Source organism: Deltaproteobacteria bacterium, from assembly GCA_016177765.1.
GTDB lineage: Bacteria > UBA10199 > UBA10199 > JACPAL01 > JACOUP01 > JACOUP01.
Map to the genome: position 1 here is coordinate 106,628 of JACOUP010000001.1, position 18,858 is coordinate 125,485.

The following is an 18,858-nucleotide window of genomic DNA, read 5'->3' on the forward strand; positions in this document are numbered from 1 at the left end:
CTGGATTATGAACTCTTGGGATACGAACCAAGAACTTTTAAGAAGTGACATTTCAACTCCAGGGCCCGGATCGCCTTTTGAATCTTTGTTTCCTTCTGATGTCCCTCGATATCCAGAAAGAAGATATACTCCCATTTTCCGAGCGGCAACCGTCCGCTTTTCAAACGAGCCAAGGGACGGGATTCAATCTTGGTCAGGTTGATGCCGGCACGGGAAAACGGCTCCAGCATTTTGTAGAGGATGCCGGGCTCGTCCTTGACAGAAAAAAGAAGCGATGTTTTATCGTGCCCGGAGGGAGACATCACCTTCCGCCCGATCACCAGAAAGCGCGTAAAATTATTGGGGTGATCCTCGATAGAGCGTTTGAGGATTTTAAGATTGTAAAGTTCCGCGGCATATTCGCTCGCGATAGCGGCGCTTCCTTTTTCTTCAGCCGCCCTTTGAGCCGCCGCGGCGGTGCTTTCCACTTCCCGAATCATGGCATCGGGACAATTCTCCTCCAACCACTCCCGGCACTGACCGACCGCCTGGGGATGAGAATAAATCCTGCGAATTTCTCCCGAACGGAGACTGGCCCTGGCCATTAGATGATGGGAAATCGGCAAGGTAATCTCGGCAGAAATTTTGAGGGTTGCACTCAAAAACTGGTCAAGCGTCTGGCCGACAACCCCCTCTGTGGAATTTTCAATCCCCACGACGCCAAATTCGGCTCTTGAATGCTCAACCTCCTCAAAAACCTTGGCAATGGAGCCTTGGGGCACCAACTCGGCGGACCGTCCAAAATGCCGGAGCGCCGCCACGTGCGTGAATGTCGCCGCCGGACCCAGGTAGGCCACCTTCATCGGGGCTTGCATCGCCAGGGAAGCGGAAAAAATCTCCTTAAAGACGACGGGAACGGCATGATTCGGAAAAGGCCCCTTGTTTAAACTCTTGAGTCTCTCCAAAATCTTTTTTTCCCGGTTGGGGGAATAGAACTCGTCGCTGGTTTCCTTCTTGAAGGAACCTATTTTTTGAACAATCCGGGCCCGGTCGTTGAGGAGTGAAAGGATCTTTTGATCGATCCGGTCAATCGCCCGGCGCAGTCGAGTCAGTTTCTCTTTGGACATGAAAGGGTAAGCTAAAGGAAAACCCTTGAAAAATCAACAGGTCTTTTGGCTACCCCCCAGGGTGTGTCACCCAAGGGTGATTCACCCAAGGGAGGATTTGAGGAGCCGGATAACGAGTGGGAGGCAGGAAACGAAGATGATCCCGACCACGACAAATTCAAAGTTCCGTTGGATGACAGGGATGTTGCCAAAATAATACCCCCCCAACAAAAAGGAAAGGACCCAAAACAGCCCGCCCGTGACATTGAAGGTGGCAAACCGGCGGTATTCCATTTTCCCAACCCCGGCCACAAAGGGGGCAAAGGTCCGGATGATTGGTAAAAACCGGGCCAGAATAATCGTCTTGCCACCATGTTTTTCGTAAAAAAGCTGTGTCGCCATAAGGTGCTTTCTGTTCAACCAGCGGCTTGGGCGAATCGCCCTTTCCCTCTGAAAAACCCGCGTCCCGATACGGGACCCCACCGTATAGTTGACAGTGTCCCCCAGGATGGCGGCACTGACAAGGACAACGGCAAGAAGGAAAAGATTGAGGGGAGAGTGGTCAAGGGCGGCCAGGGCGCCGACGGCAAAAAGGAGGGAATCCCCCGGAAGGAACGGCGTCACCACCAGACCGGTCTCACAAAAGACAATGAGGAAGAGCAAGAGGTAGATCCAGGGGCCAAAAAAGGCGACCCCTTCATTCAGATAAAGGTCCAGATGCCAGAAAAAGCCGACGGCACTCGCCAGGAATTCCCAGAAGGCTTCCATAATCGGAGCGTCTAAAATAAGCGGGAGACGGGATTTGAACCCGCGACTTTCACGTTGGCAACGTGACGCTCTACCCCTGAGCTACTCCCGCATGTTGAGCAGAGGCTGCTTCATGCAGACTCTGTGATTACAAGCGGGGGTCCTGCTTTTCGCTTTGTAGGACTCCCGCATGCTGAGCAGAGGTTGCGAGAAATAAAATTACAATACCCCTCTTGTCAATTCCATTCTGTCGGTTTAGAAATCGGATTAAGGTTTTGAAACAGGTTTTTGACGATAATGACACCCACTCAAAACAATCAGCGTCTGGCCTTGACCGTCCAACTCGCCATCAAAAACGCGCGGCGAGGGGGTGGCCCCTTTGCCGCCATTGTCACCACTGACAAGGGAAAGATCGTAGCGATCGGCGTCAATCAGGTGATGATGAAAAAAGACCCGACCGCCCACGCAGAAATTGTCGCTATCCGCCAAGCCTGCCGGAAGTTGAACACTCATCATCTGAAAGGGTATCGGCTCTACACCAGCAGTGCCCCCTGTATCCTCTGCTTTGGGGCGATTTATTGGTCCGGACTGAAGAAAATTTATGCCGCTTCGTCCAAGAAAAGGGCGGAAAATTTTGGATTTGATGAAGGGCCCGTCAGCCCCTCCCTCTGGAAGGCCGCCTTGAGAGAGAAAAGGATCCGTTACACCCTCAAAATACCTCCCGGCATCGATCCCGCTAAACCATTCCTGGTCTATAAAAAGGCTGGTGGGAAAGTTTACTAGATTTACCCTCTTTTATTGACTTTTTCCACAAGGAATATAAGTTAACCCCGTTTGCCGGCCCCTGTAGCTCAATGGACAGAGCAGTGCACTCCTAAGGCAAAGATGGCAGTTCGATTCTGCCCGGGGGCATTAGACATCGCAAAAGGTCCATCTACTTCGTTGGTCCCCTCGGCGGCTCCTCGACGTACCTTCCAGTACGCCTGCGTCGCGTCTCGGGAACCTGCCTCGTATCTGAGGCCTTTTGCGATGTCTGAGCAAGCCCCCTTAGCTCAATGGACAGAGTGCGAGCCTCCGAAGCTCGAAATGCCGGTTCGATTCCGGCAGGGGGCACCATGATTTTAAAAATCCTAGACACACAACCAGCAACGTGGCATGCCTCAGTGGACATTGTGTTATGGACTAAATTAGGGAGGGAGTATGAAAATTTATTCCAAAAAATTCGTTTGGCTAGCGTTGTTATCAAGTGCCACACTCTATAATTCCTGCGGAGGAAACGGAACGACTGCCTCAACTGGCATTAGTTTTAAGACAGCCGCGAACTTCAGCGCCTCGGCATCGGCATCGCTATCCAAGTTTCTGGCAAAAGTGGCAACCACGACCAAAACATGCGCCGAACTGAAAACGGAGCTGGGTGCGGCGATCACACAGGACGATCCTTCCCTTGCAGACGGTCTCGATTGCGATGGCGACCTTGGAGTCGTTGCCCACGTCACTCCCACCAAATATTCGCTGGCATTTAAGAAAGTGGTATTAAAAGCTCAAACCGGCGGGACGGATATAAATCTGATAGCCGACACCGGCACACTTGCAAAGTCGGAGGTGGTGGAATTTACATCCACCGATTCATCTAAAAGCGTTATCACGATCGCACCGGGAGATCTAACAGCCGGCACATACACCGAAATCGAGGCCGAGTTATATTATTTTCAGATGACGTTTCCGGTGGCTGGCGTTACGCAAAATGTTCGCATCTATATGAGTGACGACGACTTTGCCGCAGAGGCGGCGGACCGGATAGGCTTGGGAGGGCATCATCAGGGGGATGTCACGCTTGTTGGCGATGACGGAGTAGAAGAAGGCTGGATTGACTACACATGGACAACAGCAAACCTCATGAAGACGCGGCCGACTGTCATGGGTGGCGCGGCCACTTCTGATCCGGAAACCACTCATGACAGAGGATTTTTTGGAGACAATTCTTTCTGGAACACCGCAACGTTGACGCAAGGGGCAAATCAAGATATTTATATTGCCACATATGACTTTGATACCGGTAAGGAATTGGTCATACCCGATCCCACGACGATAACCAATCTCACAACTGTCACTGTGACATTTTCCACGGCAGATACGTTCTTTTATGAAGATTTCGCTCCGTTCGGCAGTAACGCGAGCTTTCCCGGTTTCTATCCTGACACCGGAGGCGAGGCCACCGCCGCGGGCGAAGCATGGGCGCCATTGGCACCAACCGCCACTGTCACGTACAACTAATCTTCCAGTGTCTTATTGTGTATGACACAATAAAGAAATTTCAGTACCGTATCAGGGAAAAGATCTCCCGCCTTTTTAGTTTTTCACGGCCTTTCAGAAACCCCAGTTCGATCACAAAGGCGGATTCCACAACCGTCCCGCCACATTTTTCAATGAGCTGGCAGGTCGCGCTGGCCGTCCCGCCGGTGGCGAGGACGTCATCGACTACCAGCACCCGGCTCCCCTTGGAGACCGCATCCCGGTGCATCTCGATTTTATCCGTTCCGTACTCCAGGGCATACTCGACACTTTCCGTCTTGAAGGGAAGTTTTCCCTTCTTCCGGACCGGGACAAAGCCGGCATCAATCCGATAGGCCAAGGCGGCAGCAAAGATAAAACCACGCGATTCAATCCCGACACAGTAATCGATCTGTCGGGTGGCATACCGCTTGGCCAAGGTGTCGATCACCTGCTGAAAGGCGGTCACATCCGCCAAAAGCGGCGTGATATCCTTAAAAACGATTCCTGGTTTGGGAAAGTCCGGAACATCGCGGATTTTGGATTTGAGGTCGATCGGTGTCGTCATTTTCTTTCTCCTTATAGTATTTCAACTTTTTATTCGTACTATAGTGCGGATAAAAAGTTAGAAATACTTATAGTTTTTAACTCAAATATTACTAACCAAAAGTTAAAATACTATAAATTAAAAAACCTCTATTACAGCTTGGGCAAAAAGAAAAGGGGATTTCTGGCCACCCTCCCTTTACGGACTTCAAAGTGTAGATGCGGGCCGGTCGCCCTCCCGGTCGCCCCCACCTTGCCGATCACCTGCCCTTTCTTGACCCTTTTCCCCTTTTTCACCAAATACTGGGAAAGGTGGGCATACGCAGTAAAAAAACCGTCCTTATGTTTGACCAGGATCAGATGGCCATACCCTCGGAGCCGCTGACTATAGACCACCTGCCCCGCAGAGGCGGCATGGATAGGGGTCCCGTGGGGGGAGGCGATATCGATCCCATCATGACGGGTCCCGTTCCTCATCCCAAACCGGCTGGTCAGCCGGCCATGAATCGGCCAGGCAAAACGGCCCCGATCAAACACGATCTTTTCTTCGGCAACCCCCTTGGCAAGCGGTTTGACCGTTTTTGTTTTTCTGGCCCTCGTCGGGATAAAAACGCGGTCCCCCGGTTTGAGATCCTTGGAATCCTCAATATCGTTAATTTCCGCCAGTTCCTGAACGGTGACCCCATAAGTGCGAGCCAGGGAGGTCAGAGAATCACCCGATTGCATCCGGTAGTATAACCCTGTCCGGACATAAACCTTGGCACACCCGGCCATACCCAGGCACAAGAGTCCTGCAAAGACCGCCAATAAAACCGACCTAAGGCGGGAATCCATGCTGGCCGATAAGTTTGACAAACCGACACCTCCCGAGTGACCGTTGTTGAACACCCTCCTTTGTCTTTTCAAGCAAAGAAAGTTCCTGACTCTCTTCATTGCCAAGCGGGATGATCAACCGCCCCCGGAAGGCGAGTTGTTCCACGAGAGATTGCGGAATCTGGGGAGAAGCGGCCGTGACCAGGATGCCGTCAAAGGGGGCCTCGTCGGCCCACCCCTCCGAACCATCCCCCCCGCGAAGGGTAATGTTCTGGTACCCCATTCGGTGGAGGAGTTGGCGTGCCTTGTTGGAGAGAGGTGTAATCCTCTCCATGGAGTAAACTTTCCCGGCCAGGGCCGCCAGAATCGCCGTTTGGTACCCACAACCGGTCCCGATCTCCAGAACCTTCTCGTCCCCTTTCAGAGCGAGGCTCTCCGTCATCAGCCCAACAATGTACGGCTGCGAAATAGTTTGGTGATGGCCGATATTGAGCGGGTGATCGTTGTAGGCCTGGGGGATGAGCGCCTCCTGGACAAATTCGTGCCGAGGGATCGTCCCCATAATTTCCAGCACCCGTGGGTCGCGAATTCCCCTGGCGATCAACTGCTCCTCAACCATCTTGCGGCGGGCAACATGGTAGGCGATCTTTGTCAAAACCTGAGGCCCCTTAGTTCTTCAAAGAGTGGATAATGAGTCATATCCACCTGCAGGGGAGTGATGGAGATATGGCCGGCCTGAATCGCATTGCAGTCAGACCCTGGAATGTTAACAAAACTTTTCTCGTTGCCGCCGATCCAGTAGTATTTTTTACCGCGCGGATCGATTTTTTCAAAGATAATCTCGCCGTAGTTTCTTTTCCCGAGCTTGGTGATCCGGGCCGCGGAGGCCGAGGGGCGATTGGGAACATTCACGTTGAGCATGATCCCCCGTGGTAGATGATAACGGGTGAGTCTCCGGGCGAGCTTGAGGGCAAAACGGGAGGCGGTCCTAAAATAATTTTTCTTTTCACCCAAGGTGACCAGCGAGAAAGCGGCAGACGGAATCCCCAGTAGGGCCCCTTCCATGGCGGCTGAAACGGTTCCGGAATAATGGACATCATCCCCGAGATTGGCCCCACAGTTAATTCCGGAAATAATGAGATCCGGTTTCTTGGGTGAACCGCCCTTCCCTTTGAGAATCTCATGAACCCCCAGAGTCACACAATCGGTGGGCGTCCCGTTGATGGCATAAAGATCCCTGGCCATCCTCACCACACGCAAGGGCCGATGCAATGTGATTGAATGACTGGAGGCACTCTGTTCACCATCCGGCGCCGCAATCACCACACGCGCCACGGACGAGAGTTCCTTCGCCAGGACCTTGAGTCCTTCGGCATGGATGCCGTCATCATTGGAGAGAAGGATCAGCAAATGTCGGGACGGCGGGATTTGAACCCGCGACCACACGCACCCCAAGCGTGTGCGCTACCAGGCTGCGCTACGTCCCGAAATGAAACGATTTTTCTTTTGGGAAAAGTCGTTTCATTTCGAGGATCCCCGAAGCTTTAGCGTAGGGGGCCCCGTACCACAAATATTACCTCAAAATCTTTGCCAGCTCTTCCAATTCGCTCCGGACCTTCTCAAGGGTCTTTTTGCTAACCCCATCCGCAAAATCGATGTGCATCTGGGGCTGTTTAGCCAGCTCACGAATCCTCCTCCTCGCCCCCTCGATGGTAAACCCTTCATCGTAAAGAAGACGACGGATCGTTGAAACCGTCTCCACATCCTTCTTGCGGTAAAGCCGCTGGCCGGCCCGTGATTTGATCGGCTCAATCTCCTTGAACTCCGTCTCCCAGTAACGGAGAACATACGGTTCAAGACTGAAGATCTTGGCCACTTCTCCAATCTTGAAGTAGAGCTTGTCCGGAATCTTTACCTGTCGCATAGTTTTTCCTCTCCCCGGTTATGACTTGTGGTTCAATGCTGATTTCAACACCTGGCTCGGCCGGAAGGTCAGAACTCTCCTGGCTGAAATCTCAATCTCCTCACCGGTCTGCGGATTTCGTCCGACCCGAGGCCTCTTCTGCCGGACGACAAAATTGCCGAAGCCGGAAATCTTGATTTTTTCCCCTTTCTCCAAGGTTTCCTTGATCGTATCGAATACCATTTCGACAATCTCAGCCGACTCTTTTTTCGAAAAGCCGATCTTGGAATAGATCGACTCGATGATTTCAGCCTTGGTCATAGTCCCCTCCTTGGGCGAATCGCCCTTTTGTTTAGCAGTTAACGAATCTCCGCACCCAATTTGTTTCTGGCCCGATCGATCACCTGTTGATGAAACCGGTTTACCTCTTCATCCGTCAACGTTCGGTCTTTGGCCAAATACCGCACCCGGTAGGCCAGAGACTTTTTCCCCTCAGGAACGGGTGATTCACCCATCCCCTTCCCCTGATACAGATCAAAAAGGGTAACCTCTTCCAGGGGACAGGCGGTTGTCTCCAGGGCCTTTTGAATCTCCAGTGCCGGGAGGGTCCGATCCACCAGAAGACAGATATCCCTTTCAACCCAGGGGAAGCGGGAAACCTCCTGAAACAGCCTCCTTGCAGGAATTGCGGCCACCAGAGGGTCAAGATCAAATTCAAAAAGATACGGCTCAAACCGTATCCCCATCTCAGCAATCGTCAAAGGATGGAGGGCCCCCAAAAAACCGATCGTTTGATCCTTTAACCTCAAGTCGGCAGATTTTCCGGGATGGAGAAAAGATTGAGTCCCCTGTTCATAGGAAACATCGGGCGCCCCGATGGTTTTCAGGAGCGACTCGACAACCCCTTTGAGTTCTCTGAAATCGACCCTTTGTTTTTCTCCCTCAATCTCGACAGGCATCCGCGGACCGGAAAGAATCCCCGCCACCCGTCTGGTCTCCACCACTTTTTCCCCCTCTTGAGAAAAAACCTTCTGGCACTCAAAGAGTCGAAGCTCACTATTTTGGTGGCTCTGGTTGTACACCAAGGCCTCTACAATTTGAGGGGTTAGCATCGGGCGAAGGAGCGAGTCTTCCTGGCTGATCGGATTGGCAATAGAAACCGCCTTTGCCGGAAGCCCCGGATTAAACCGCCGAAGGAGGAGAGGAGAGACAAAACTGAAAGAAACCGCCTCTGAGAATCCAAGGTTTTTGAGTAATTGACGGATTTCCTTTTCAGCAGGCCGCACGGAGAGAAGATTTCTCTTCTGAGGTTTTAAGACCGGAAGCGTTGTCGGGATTTTTTCATAGCCATGAAAACGGGCCAGTTCTTCAATGAGATCGGTATCCTCGGTCAGATCCGAACGGTAGGAAGGGACTTGGAAAGTAGGGGCGCGATTAATCACGCCCTTACAAACTAAACCGAGAGCGGACAGTGATTGCCTGATAGAGGCTGGTTTCAAGTCGGTCCCCAAATAACGATTCACCCTTTCCGGCGTCAGGGAAATAACACGAGATCGCCTTTTCTGATTTTTGACCTCCCCGGCACCCGCAAGAACCCCCCCTCCCCCGATCGCACCAATCAGCTGGACAACACGAGTCAGGGCAAGCGGGATCCCTTCAAAATCAACCCCTCTTTCAAACCGAGTGGAGGAATCGCTGATCAAACCCAACCGACGGCTGGCCCGACGGACAGTGGAAGGATTAAAAAAGGCGCTTTCCAGGACAATCGTTGTCGTCGCCTCGGTCACGGAAGATTCCTGACCTCCCATCACCCCGGCGATCGCCATCGCCCCTTCCTTGTCCGCAATGACAAGATCCTCGCCAAAGAGTTCTCTCGTCTGGTTGTCCAGTGTGAGGATCGCTTCACCGCCAACAGCATGCCTCACAATAATAGTCTGCCCACGGATCTTATGATAGTCAAAGGCATGCAGGGGTTGACCCCTTTCCATTAAAACATAGTTGGTGGCATCGACAACATTGTTGATCGACCGTATCCCGACCAGGGCCAATCGATCCTTGAGCCAGGAAGGACTCGGGGCTATCCGCACCTTTTCGAGAACGGCATAGGCATACCGCGGACAATCTTTCTTGGCGAGAACACGGAGTTGTAAGGGCAGACCCATGTGTCTGCCCTGACAAGAAGGGCGGCCACGCGGGACCGCCCCTACCCTCTTCAGCGGGACCCCGGTTACCGCCGCAACTTCACGCGCAATCCCCAAAATAGAGAGGCAGTCCCCCCGATTGGGGGTGATCGCTATTTCAAGAATCGTCTCTTCACCGATTTTCTCCAGAGATTCAATTTCAAAACCGGTAGCGGTCAATCTTTCCGACACCTGTGCCGGATTCCAGCGCAGTGAAGGGACAAATTCTTTGAGCCAGCTATAGGGTATTTTCATTAAAACTGCCTCAAAAAGCGGATATCGTTTTCAAAAAAGAGCCGGATATCATTGATCCCCAGTTTCAACATCGCCATCCGCTCAATCCCCATCCCGAAGGCGAAACCACTGATCTTCTTCAGGTCATACCCCACCCTGCGAAATACGGCGGGAGAGACCATCCCGCAACCCATCACCTCCAACCACCCACTTTTCTTGCAAACCTTACAGGTACGGGCGGACCTCTGTCCGCCTCTACAAAAAATACAGCCGATATCCACCTCCGCTGAGGGTTCCGTGAAGGGGAAATAGCTAGGCCGGAATCTCAGCCGGACCGAACGGCCAAAAAATTCATTCAGAAAAAGTGTGAGGATCCCTTTGAGATCCGAAAAACGGACCCCTTGATCGACCAACAGACCCTCAACCTGGTGAAACATCGGCGTGTGGGAGGCATCCGAATCCCGGCGATAGACCGCCCCCGGCGCAATCATCTGGATCGGCGGTTTTTGCCTTTCCATCACATGGATCTGCACCGGAGAGGTGTGGGTTCGGAGTAAGTAGGGTGATCCGTGATCACCCTCTCCCTTTGTCCCTCTCCCCTCGAGGGAGAGGGTGGCCGAAGGCCGGGTGAGGGGGGCCCCTACATAGAAGGTATCTTGCATATCCCGCGCCGGATGATCGGCAGGGATATTCAGCGCCTCAAAATTGTAATAATCACTCTCCACCTCCGGTCCTTCATGCACCTGAAAACCGATCCCGACAAAGATCTCCTCCACCTCTTCCATCACCTGACGCACGGGATGGAGATGACCCCTGGGCAGTCCCCTGCCGGGCAAGGTAATATCGGCCCGTTCCCCTTCTGTTTTACGATCAAGGAGCTGTCCCTTGAGCTGATCGAGGAGACGACGACACTCTTCCTCAATTTTCCCCTTGAGACTGTTGGCCATCTGTCCCACCTTCGGACGCTCTTCATTGGTCATCTCCCCCATCCGTCTGAGAATGGAGGAAAGATGCCCCTTCTTGCCAAGGTAATTCGCCTTGACCTGGAGGATCTCGTTCGGATGGCGCAAGGAAACAATCTCCTCCGCAAATCTTTTCCCAAGATCCTCAATCTCTGTAATCAGAGAACTCATTTAAGCGGCCTTCGCTATTTCTACCACCCTGGCAAATCCTGCCGGGTCGCCAATCGCCAGATCCGAAAGCATCTTCCGATCAAGAGCAACATTGGCTTTTTTAAGCCTTCCCATCAATTGCGAGTAGGAAAAACCGTGCTCGCGAGCCGCCGCCCCGATTCGGGTGATCCAGAGACTCCGGAAATCCCGCTTACGGACCTTGCGGTCACGCGTGGCATAGGCCAAGGCCCTTTTGACCTTTTCGGAAGCGGTCCGGATCAATCTCCCCTGACCTCCCCGAAAGCCCTTGGCCCTTTTGAGGATCTTGTTCCGACGCCGTCTTGCCTTAAAACCCCTTTTTGCTCGTGCCATAGTTCTCTCCTTTTTTAACCGTACGGTAACAACTGCCTGATCGCCCTGACATCACTCTTGGCCACAAGCGCCCCCTGCTTGAGATGCCGTTTTCTCCCCTTCCTCTTGGAAGTGAGGATATGCCTCAAGAAGGCTTTTTTCCTTTTGATCTTGCCGCTCTTGGTGAAGCGAAATCTTTTCTTCGCCCCCTTATTTGTTTTTAGTTTCGGCATTGCTTCTCCTTTTTTATACGTGACCCCCCGGGGCTAAAATCATGATTAAGGCCCGCCCATCCATTTTGGGAGGGACTTCAATCTTGGCCTCCGGCCCTATCTCGGTCATAATCCTTTGCATCAGAACACGCCCATGGGAGGTGTAGGTAATCTCCCGTCCCTTGAAAACAACGGTCACCTTCGCCTTATTCCCTTCCTTCAGGAAACGCTTGATGTGGCGCATCTTGAACTGGAAATCATGCTCGTCCGTTACCGGCCGCATCTTGACTTCCTTCAAATGAACAACCACCTGATGCTTCTTGGCCTCCTGTTCCTTTTTTTTCAAACGGTACTTGAATTTTCCATAATCAATAATTTTACAGACCGGGGGAACGGCACTTGGAGAAATTTCCACCAAATCCAGTCCCTGGTCCGTCGCCAACCGGAGCGCCTCAGGGACACCCAAAACCCCAATCAGTTTTCCATCTTCATCCACAACACGAACTTCTTTTGCTCGAATACGTTGGTTGATTCTTAACTCTCGGATATAATCACCTCCTTGGTTTCAAGGTTATCTTTTTTCAAAAACTTGCCCATTCACTCTCTTGGCAAAATCTTCAATGGTCATACTCCCCAAATCCCCATCTTTCTTGCTACGAACACTGACCATCCCCTTTTCCGCCTCCTTGCCACCGATGATCAGCATGTAAGGAACCTTCTGCACCTCCGCCTCGCGGATCTTTCCCCCCAGTTTCTCGTTGCGAAAATCGGTTTCGACACGAAGCCCGGCCTCCCTCAACGCCGCCAATACTTTTTCGGCATACGGCACCTGGCCGTCGGTGATCGTGATCAGTACCGCCTGAACCGGCGCCAGCCAGAGGGGAAAGGCTCCGGCATAATGTTCAATCAGGACACCAAAAAACCGTTCCAGCGACCCCAAAAGGGCCCGATGGACCATGATCGGACGCTCGCGCGCGCCAGTTGGTGAAACGAACTCCATGGCGAAGCGCTCCGGGAGATTAAAATCAACTTGAATCGTCGAACATTGCCAGGCCCGTCCCAAGACATCCTTGATCTTGATATCAATCTTCGGGCCGTAAAAGACCCCCTCTCCCGGATCAACCTCAAACTTTATCCCCTTTTTAGTCAGCGCCTCGCGGAGCGCCCCCTCGGCATGGGCCCAGTTCTCCTCCGACCCGACATGTTTTTCCGGACGGGTGGAAAGGTAGATATCAAATTCCTTGAAACCGAAAGAGCCAAGGATGAACAGGGTAAAATCTAAAACCTTGCCGACCTCTTGGGCCAATTGATCGGGACGGCAAAAAAGATGGGCATCATCCTGCGTGAAACCACGGACACGGAGCAGGCCATGAAGGACACCCGATCGTTCATACCGATAGACGGTCCCCAATTCTGCCCAACGGAACGGGAGTTCCCGGTAACTCCGCAGTTTCCGTTTGTAAATCTGGATATGAAACGGGCAGTTCATCGGCTTGAGCTGATAATCGGCCCCCTCCACCTCCATCGGCGCGTACATATAATCCTTGTAGAAATCGAGGTGGCCGGAGGTTTTCCACAAATCCCGGCGTGCGAGATGGGGTGTAAAGACAATCTCGTAACCATTCTTCAGGTGTTCCTCCCGCCAGAAGTCTTCGATGACCTTGCGGATCCGTGCCCCCTTCGGGTGCCAGAGGATTAAGCCCGGCCCCTCTTCCTCCATCGTGCTGAAGAGATCCAGTTCACGCCCCAATTTTCGGTGATCCCTCGCCTCGGCTTCTTTCAGGCGATGGAGGTATCCTTCCAGATCTTTTTGGCTCAAAAAAGCGGTGCCGTAAATCCTTTGGAGCTGTTCCCTCTTTTCATCGCCCCGCCAATAAGCTCCAGCAACTGAGAGAAGTTTGAATGCCTTGATATCTCCTGTTCGTCCAACATGCGGTCCCTTGCAAAGGTCAATCCAGGGGCCATGCTGGTACAGGGTGATCTTCTCCGCCTCGTTGATCCCTTCAATAATCTCCACCTTGTACCGTTCCCCCAATTTTTTAAAAAACTCGGTCGCTTCCTTCCGTGAAACCTCTTTGCGCTCGAAGGGGAGATTCGCCTTGATGATCCGCCCCATCTCCTCTTCGATCTTTTCCAGGTCGGTCGCCGTAAACGGCTTTGAGGCATCAAAATCGTAGAAAAACCCTTCGTCAATCACCGGACCGATCGTCACCTTCGTCCCCGGAAAAAGCCTCTGCACCGCATCCGCCATGATATGGGCACACGAATGTCTTAATCTCTCCAGCGGATCGTTCTCATGTCCAACTCTACAAACCATGTGGGCGCGACAGGGTTCGAACCTGTGACCCCTTCCATGTCAAGGAAGTACTCTGACCAACTGAGCTACGCGCCCTAACATCTAACTCATTGAAACGCCTAGCAATATTAATAAGCCCTGTCAATAAATAAAGGAGAATTTGGTGAACAGTTAAAGTAGAGATTTAAGGAAGGCTGTTTTTTAGTTGTTCCCAAGCTTAAACAATTTCTTCACGACCTCCGCGGAGAACGATATCTCCTGCTCTTCCTCCTTGAGGCCGGTGATCGGTTCATGCAGGATCTTGCTGACAATCGCCCGGGTGCAGGATTCCAGCGCCTCTTTGGCCTCAGGACCAAGATTGGAAAACGAGGCGAGCGTCTTTTGAATTTCAGCCTCACGGATCGCCTCTATTTTTTTGGAAAGCTCTTTGATCGTCGGGGCAACATCCCTCGTCTGAAGATATTTCTCAAAGGCGGCAACCTCATTCTCAATAATCTCCTCCCCCTTTTTGGCCTCCTTCGCCCTTTCGGCCAACCCCTCTTCCACAACCCCTTTCAAATCATCCATGTCATAGAGATAGACGTTCGGGATCTTATTCACCCCCGGATCAATATTTCGCGGCACCGCAATATCAATCAGAAAGAGCGGACTGTTCTGCCGTTCGGCCATGGCGAGGGCCACTATTTTAGAATCAAGAAAGGGGGAAGAAACCGAGGTGGAGGTCATGATGATATCAAAAAGAGAGAGATTTTGACACAGAGATTCAAACGGGAGGGTCGCGGCATGAAACCGTTCGGCCAATGCCTTTGCCTTTTCCTCCGTTCGATTGCTGATTGTCAGATGACAGACCTTTCTCGCCAGAAAATGTTCCGCCGCCAGTTCCGCCATCTCTCCGGCCCCGACGAGCAGGATCTTTTTTTCCCGCAGAGAACCGAAGATTTTTTCCGCGAGGTTCACCGCCGCATAACTGACCGAAACCGGGTGCAGGGAGATCTCCGTTTCATTCCTCACCCTTTTGGCCGTCCGGAGGGCGCTATGAGTGAGCTTGTTCACGAAGGGACCCGTCGCGTGCACGGAAGTCGCCTGACTGTAGGCCTCCTTCACCTGTCCTGTAATCTGCGGCTCCCCAACGACCATTGAATCGAGACTGGAGGTCACACGAAAAAAATGCCGGATCGCCTCCTCATCCCTCTTCCGGTAAAGCACTTTTTCCGGGTTGGGAAGAGACGACCTTTCATGAAAAAACTTGAAAGCCAGCTGTTCAGCGCAATGCGGATCCGAAGAAACGAGATAAAGCTCGACCCGGTTGCAGGTGGACAGCAAAAACGCCTCAGTTAACTCCTGGTTTTTCAAGAGTGCCGAAAGGATCTGGCCGATCTCTTCGGGAGGGATCGCAAATTTCTCCCTTAGTTCCAGAGAGGCGGTCTTATGGGAGAGTCCAACAACCAAAAACATCAGTTCACCCCATGCTTGAAGCCGAGAAAGGTCAGCGCAATCACCGCGACACCCAACAAGGAAAGAAAAAGTGCGCGACGTCCCCGCCAGCGGGAACGGCTGTGAAGATTTAAGAAAGCCAGATAGACGATCCAGGCGATCCAGGCCCCCCACTGTTTTTGGTCCCCCATAAAAAAAGAACCGAGGACCTCCCTGGGTGAATCACCCTTGGAGAGTCCAAAGCCGGCGAGGATCCCCAACGTGAGGAGTCCGAAACCGATCGCCGAGGTCCGGCTATGCATCTGGTCCAAGGCCTCCAGCGAAGGGAGACGAAGATACGGCGCCTTTTGATTTTTAAGCCTCGCCTGCTGAAGGACAAAGGCGGTCGCCATGCCGAGGCCGAGAAGAAAGAGGGAAAAGGCCAAAAACATGGCTATGAGGTGGGCCAACGCCCAGGGGCTCTTCAAGACAGTGGCGCTGAAACGGTACGCCTCCTGATCCAAAAGGGAGATCAGGTAGAAAAGGAGCGCCGTCGGGATAAAAAGCGGCCCGGCCGCCTCCAACCGGAGTTTTCGTGAAAAAACAAGGAAGAAAAGCAAGATCACCCAGGAAACAAAATGGAGGGAGTAATTGGCGGAGACAAAAAACGGGTACTGGTTGCGGAACAGGTAATAAAAAAGAAGCAGCGTGTGGAGCAAGAAGCCGATGGCGAGTATTCGGTAGGCGACGCGGTTAAAATTTTTCTTAAAGATATACTGAAAAAGATAAACCAGGGTCGCCCCCAGATAAAAGGTCATCACGCCAAGGATGCAGGACAGATGCATGTTATTCCCCTAATTGAATTCCCAAACGCTCCAACGAATACCCTTCTCCAAACAACCGCCCCAACAACTGATCAATCTTGTCTTTCTCCCCTGCTCGAATCCAACCCAACACCGGGGAATGGACAAACTCCTTAAAGAGCCCCTCCGACCGGTCCCCCCACTGATTCTGCACCGGCCTTCTCAAGGCGGACATGATCTTGGTCATGGTTTCATACTCAGGTCCATACTGATTTTCGAGCGCCTCTCTCACTTTTTTGGCAAGCGCGGGCGAACCCCCTCCGGTGGAAACGGTGATCATGAATTCCCCCCTCTGCAAACGGGAGACAAAGGTGAAATCGCAAAGGTCTGGGTGATCGACAATATTCAAAAGAACCCTTTTTTCTTGGGCCTCTTTTCTTATCTTTTGATGGATCTCCTGGTCATCGGTGACCACCACCGCGAGAAAAACCGATTCGAGACAACCGGGCTGATACGCCTCAAGCCTCCTTAACTTCGCCCCTGCCTTAAGAAACCCCTGCCCCTTTTTTTCGGCCACTTGACCACTGCCGATCACCAGAACCGGTTTTCCCTGAAGATCGAGGTTGATCGGAAAGTAGCGCATCGGGTTGGTATAAAGAACTCCTTGATTTTTGACAAGGGGCGGGTTATTGCGGCGGGTGGCGAGGGTCGGGCGCCCGGCCGAGCGGAACGGGTGAGCACGGCTGGGCGGAACCCAAGACAGGACCCGCCGCCACGAGGAGATCGTTGATGTCATCCCCCAAAATCAAGACCGCGACCGACCAAAATTTTGAAAAGGAGGTTTTGCAGGGCCAGCGCCCGGCGCTCGTTGATTTTTGGGCGGTCTGGTGCGCCCCTTGCCGGGCCTTGGCCCCGATCGTTGATGAAATCGCCGATCAGTACGATGGCAAGGTGGATGTTTATAAATGCAACGTCGATGAAAACCCGGAAACCCCGGGTCGTTATGGAGTACGAGGGATTCCGACCATTATTCTCTTTAAGGGAGGACAGGCGGTCGATCAGGTGGTTGGCGCCGTCCCCAAGGCACAGCTTGAAGAATTGATCAAACGGGTGGTGGTGTAGGGGATTACTTCTTCTTTTCCAACGTCTCCGGATCAAGCCCCAGGGTCCGGACGACAAAATCTCTGATTACTTCACCCGTCGGCCTGCCTCTGTCTGTCTTTAAGCTATCCCGCAACAACTCGTTATAGAGACTGTCGATCCCATCTACCTTCTTACCATCGACGAAAATGTTGATCACCGGCACCTGACCGTTAACAACGTACCGTTCCATCGTTTCCAAGACAAATTGTTCGTCCCCTTTTTTCTCCTCGTCCATCTCGTAACTGTAGAAAACAACCCCTTTTCCCCTGAATTGCTCCGCAACGACATCAAAGGGTATGGCCATGAGTTGACAGGGGGCGCACCAGGAGGCCCCGTAATCAACAACGACGGGTCCCTTCGATTTGAGGACCTTTTCTTCATATTCGGCACGCGTATGGATCACACCGGCATATTGAAAACCGCCATACGCCTTAAAAATAGCCAAATCAGCATACCGAAACTTTTTAACAAATGCAGATTCGAACTGAGGGTCAACAGACCCCACCTTTTTGAGCGTGGAGACGACGTCCCCCTCCATGGCATACAACAAGGGCCTCAGTTGCTCCCACGAGAGATCCTTCCTCAGGGCTACAAGGATTTGAACAGCCCTTTCAGGATCAACACGGCTGATCTCCCGTAAGAGAAACTCATCCAATGTTATCATAATGAGATTGTGACTCCACCGGGCGGTGGCACGAATAAAAGCTGTCTGAGTTTCCAAGTCTGCCCCGATAAGGGCCTGCCACGCAGAGCTACTGATCACCGGCCCTTTAAAATGATTCACTGTGATCTGAAAATCCAAAAAATGGGGGACACGGATGGCTGACTCGATCGCCTTGAAATCGACAGTCACCGGGGCCTCCGAAGAGGCCCGGGCGAGCGTTAATCGGGGAACAACATTTTCAAACGCTTTTATTCGCTCGCGGGACGGTTGGAGATCTTCCCCCTTGATCCCCTCCCCCCTTTTCTCCGTTCCTTTATTACCCTTACTACCCCATTCCCCCTTGCCGGCGGCAAACTGAAAAACCTGACGGAAACCAGCCGTCACAAACTCGGTATCTTCGCTGCGAAGACCAAAAAGTTGGCCCACCACCCAACCCCCGTCGGACGGATCCCCATTATCATCAAAGACCAGTTCAATCTCTGTCTGGACCCGGCCATTTTCTCCGGTTTCTACGGTCACAAGAGAATTCTTCTCGTCAAAATGGAGTCCCCTTTTTTCCATTGCGGCAAAGATCGGGGCCTCTAACGGGTCCTCTTTGATCCGTTTCCATTGCTCCGGCGTGAGCCAAAAGGAGAGATCCGATTTCTTGGTCAACAGAGAGAGACCGGCCTGGCGTTCCTCGATTTTTCGAATTGAATCCAGACGAATCCCGCAACTCCCCCCTTTTCCCCGCAGACACTTTTCCTCTTCCGTCTTTAACCGTTGAAGGATCTTCGGATCGATACGCCAAGGGCCAGAGGCCGCTTCGTGCAGAAATCGGTTAAGGCCGATCAGCCCACCCGTCTCCCACTGATCCAGGATCCGTTTGCCGATCTGGTTCCACTCAGCCACAGTCAGTTGATTGTCACTCTTCGCGGCCACAAGAAGGGCGTCATCAATCTCCGTGGCATTCTTCTCTTGCGGATCTTGCGGATCAGTGGCCGGTTCGGCAGGAGTCGCCCCCACAAAAAGAGAGGGTATTGTAAAGGATATCGCAGGGGAGGCCATGACCCTCTCCTTATCGGTCTAAAAAGAGAATGGTTTCG

The 18,858-nt window shown here is 52.5% G+C and carries 21 protein-coding genes and 5 tRNA genes; 5 read left to right on the top strand and 21 right to left on the bottom strand.

The window, feature by feature from the left end; all coding sequences use genetic code 11:
* Positions 1 to 5 precede the first annotated feature (5 nt).
* From pheA to HYS22_00495, 3 genes are all read right to left on the bottom strand, one after another.
* Entirely contained in the window at positions 6 to 1,106 is a 1,101-nt protein-coding gene (pheA, locus tag HYS22_00485; protein ID MBI1908638.1) for a prephenate dehydratase, read from the bottom strand.
* 81 nt (positions 1,107 to 1,187) lie between these two features.
* The gene (locus HYS22_00490; protein MBI1908639.1) at positions 1,188 to 1,853 is read right to left on the bottom strand and encodes a DedA family protein; all 666 of its coding nucleotides are present in this window, start codon (positions 1,851 to 1,853) and stop codon (positions 1,188 to 1,190) included.
* Between the two features lie 19 nt (positions 1,854 to 1,872).
* Positions 1,873 to 1,944, bottom strand: a tRNA-Gly gene (locus tag HYS22_00495).
* Positions 1,945 to 2,129: 185 nt separating this feature from the next.
* On the opposite strand from HYS22_00495, the gene HYS22_00500 reads away from it, so the two are divergent.
* The 4 genes from HYS22_00500 to HYS22_00515 all read left to right on the top strand — a co-directional run bounded on the left by HYS22_00500 (position 2,130) and on the right by HYS22_00515 (position 4,106).
* Complete coding sequence (locus tag HYS22_00500; protein MBI1908640.1) at positions 2,130 to 2,615, top strand: nucleoside deaminase; 486 nt, start codon at positions 2,130 to 2,132, stop codon at positions 2,613 to 2,615.
* Between the two features lie 57 nt (positions 2,616 to 2,672).
* A tRNA-Arg gene (locus HYS22_00505) sits at positions 2,673 to 2,744 on the top strand.
* 129 nt (positions 2,745 to 2,873) lie between these two features.
* A tRNA-Arg gene (locus HYS22_00510) sits at positions 2,874 to 2,948 on the top strand.
* Between the two features lie 84 nt (positions 2,949 to 3,032).
* Positions 3,033 to 4,106 (top strand): hypothetical protein, encoded by a 1,074-nt coding sequence (locus tag HYS22_00515; protein ID MBI1908641.1) that lies wholly within the window; start codon positions 3,033 to 3,035, stop codon positions 4,104 to 4,106.
* A gap of 40 nt (positions 4,107 to 4,146) precedes the next feature.
* Here HYS22_00515 and HYS22_00520 read toward each other — a convergent pair whose 3' ends face one another.
* From HYS22_00520 to HYS22_00600, 17 genes are all read right to left on the bottom strand, one after another.
* Complete coding sequence (locus HYS22_00520; protein MBI1908642.1) at positions 4,147 to 4,671, bottom strand: adenine phosphoribosyltransferase; 525 nt, start codon at positions 4,669 to 4,671, stop codon at positions 4,147 to 4,149.
* 131 nt (positions 4,672 to 4,802) lie between these two features.
* Positions 4,803 to 5,423 carry a peptidoglycan DD-metalloendopeptidase family protein gene (locus HYS22_00525; GenBank protein ID MBI1908643.1) on the bottom strand — a complete coding sequence of 207 codons (621 nt, stop codon included), beginning with the start codon at positions 5,421 to 5,423 and terminating at the stop codon, positions 4,803 to 4,805.
* Between the two features lie 43 nt (positions 5,424 to 5,466).
* Positions 5,467 to 6,108, bottom strand: coding sequence for a protein-L-isoaspartate(D-aspartate) O-methyltransferase (locus HYS22_00530; protein ID MBI1908644.1), 642 nt, complete (start codon positions 6,106 to 6,108; stop codon positions 5,467 to 5,469).
* Positions 6,109 to 6,113: 5 nt separating this feature from the next.
* Positions 6,114 to 6,872, bottom strand: coding sequence for a 5'/3'-nucleotidase SurE (surE, locus tag HYS22_00535; GenBank protein ID MBI1908645.1), 759 nt, complete (start codon positions 6,870 to 6,872; stop codon positions 6,114 to 6,116).
* 3 nt (positions 6,873 to 6,875) lie between these two features.
* A tRNA-Pro gene (locus HYS22_00540) sits at positions 6,876 to 6,949 on the bottom strand.
* Positions 6,950 to 7,035: 86 nt separating this feature from the next.
* Complete coding sequence (locus HYS22_00545) at positions 7,036 to 7,386, bottom strand: MerR family transcriptional regulator (protein ID MBI1908646.1); 351 nt, start codon at positions 7,384 to 7,386, stop codon at positions 7,036 to 7,038.
* Positions 7,387 to 7,404: 18 nt separating this feature from the next.
* Positions 7,405 to 7,686 (bottom strand): integration host factor subunit alpha, encoded by a 282-nt coding sequence (locus tag HYS22_00550; protein ID MBI1908647.1) that lies wholly within the window; start codon positions 7,684 to 7,686, stop codon positions 7,405 to 7,407.
* Positions 7,687 to 7,724: 38 nt separating this feature from the next.
* A complete protein-coding gene (locus tag HYS22_00555; protein MBI1908648.1) occupies positions 7,725 to 9,800 on the bottom strand; it encodes a phenylalanine--tRNA ligase subunit beta in 2,076 nt (691 codons plus the stop codon).
* Positions 9,800 to 10,912, bottom strand: coding sequence for a phenylalanine--tRNA ligase subunit alpha (gene pheS / locus HYS22_00560; GenBank protein MBI1908649.1), 1,113 nt, complete (start codon positions 10,910 to 10,912; stop codon positions 9,800 to 9,802). Before pheS ends, HYS22_00555 begins: the two co-directional genes overlap by 1 nt.
* On the bottom strand, positions 10,913 to 11,263 hold the full coding sequence (rplT, locus tag HYS22_00565; GenBank protein ID MBI1908650.1) for a 50S ribosomal protein L20: 351 nt from the start codon (positions 11,261 to 11,263) through the stop codon (positions 10,913 to 10,915).
* 14 nt (positions 11,264 to 11,277) lie between these two features.
* Entirely contained in the window at positions 11,278 to 11,475 is a 198-nt protein-coding gene (gene rpmI, locus HYS22_00570; GenBank protein ID MBI1908651.1) for a 50S ribosomal protein L35, read from the bottom strand.
* Between the two features lie 13 nt (positions 11,476 to 11,488).
* Positions 11,489 to 12,001, bottom strand: coding sequence for a translation initiation factor IF-3 (locus HYS22_00575; protein MBI1908652.1), 513 nt, complete (start codon positions 11,999 to 12,001; stop codon positions 11,489 to 11,491).
* 24 nt (positions 12,002 to 12,025) lie between these two features.
* Positions 12,026 to 13,771, bottom strand: a complete 1,746-nt coding sequence (gene thrS / locus HYS22_00580) for a threonine--tRNA ligase (GenBank protein MBI1908653.1) — start codon at positions 13,769 to 13,771, stop codon at positions 12,026 to 12,028.
* Position 13,772: 1 nt separating this feature from the next.
* Positions 13,773 to 13,846, bottom strand: a tRNA-Val gene (locus tag HYS22_00585).
* Between the two features lie 105 nt (positions 13,847 to 13,951).
* On the bottom strand, positions 13,952 to 15,205 hold the full coding sequence (locus tag HYS22_00590; GenBank protein ID MBI1908654.1) for a glutamyl-tRNA reductase: 1,254 nt from the start codon (positions 15,203 to 15,205) through the stop codon (positions 13,952 to 13,954).
* Complete coding sequence (ccsA, locus tag HYS22_00595; protein ID MBI1908655.1) at positions 15,205 to 16,008, bottom strand: cytochrome c biogenesis protein CcsA; 804 nt, start codon at positions 16,006 to 16,008, stop codon at positions 15,205 to 15,207. Before ccsA ends, HYS22_00590 begins: the two co-directional genes overlap by 1 nt.
* Before the next feature lies 1 nt (position 16,009).
* Positions 16,010 to 16,762 carry a bifunctional precorrin-2 dehydrogenase/sirohydrochlorin ferrochelatase gene (locus tag HYS22_00600; protein MBI1908656.1) on the bottom strand — a complete coding sequence of 251 codons (753 nt, stop codon included), beginning with the start codon at positions 16,760 to 16,762 and terminating at the stop codon, positions 16,010 to 16,012.
* Here HYS22_00600 and trxA point away from each other — a divergent pair.
* Positions 16,756 to 17,088: a thioredoxin gene (gene trxA, locus HYS22_00605; protein MBI1908657.1), complete on the top strand. Its 333-nt coding sequence runs from the start codon at positions 16,756 to 16,758 to the stop codon at positions 17,086 to 17,088. The two genes, HYS22_00600 and trxA, sit on opposite strands and share 7 nt — an antisense overlap.
* Before the next feature lie 4 nt (positions 17,089 to 17,092).
* Here the strand turns inward: trxA and HYS22_00610 are convergent, their stop codons facing one another.
* Entirely contained in the window at positions 17,093 to 18,820 is a 1,728-nt protein-coding gene (locus HYS22_00610; protein MBI1908658.1) for a hypothetical protein, read from the bottom strand.
* Positions 18,821 to 18,858 lie beyond the last annotated feature (38 nt).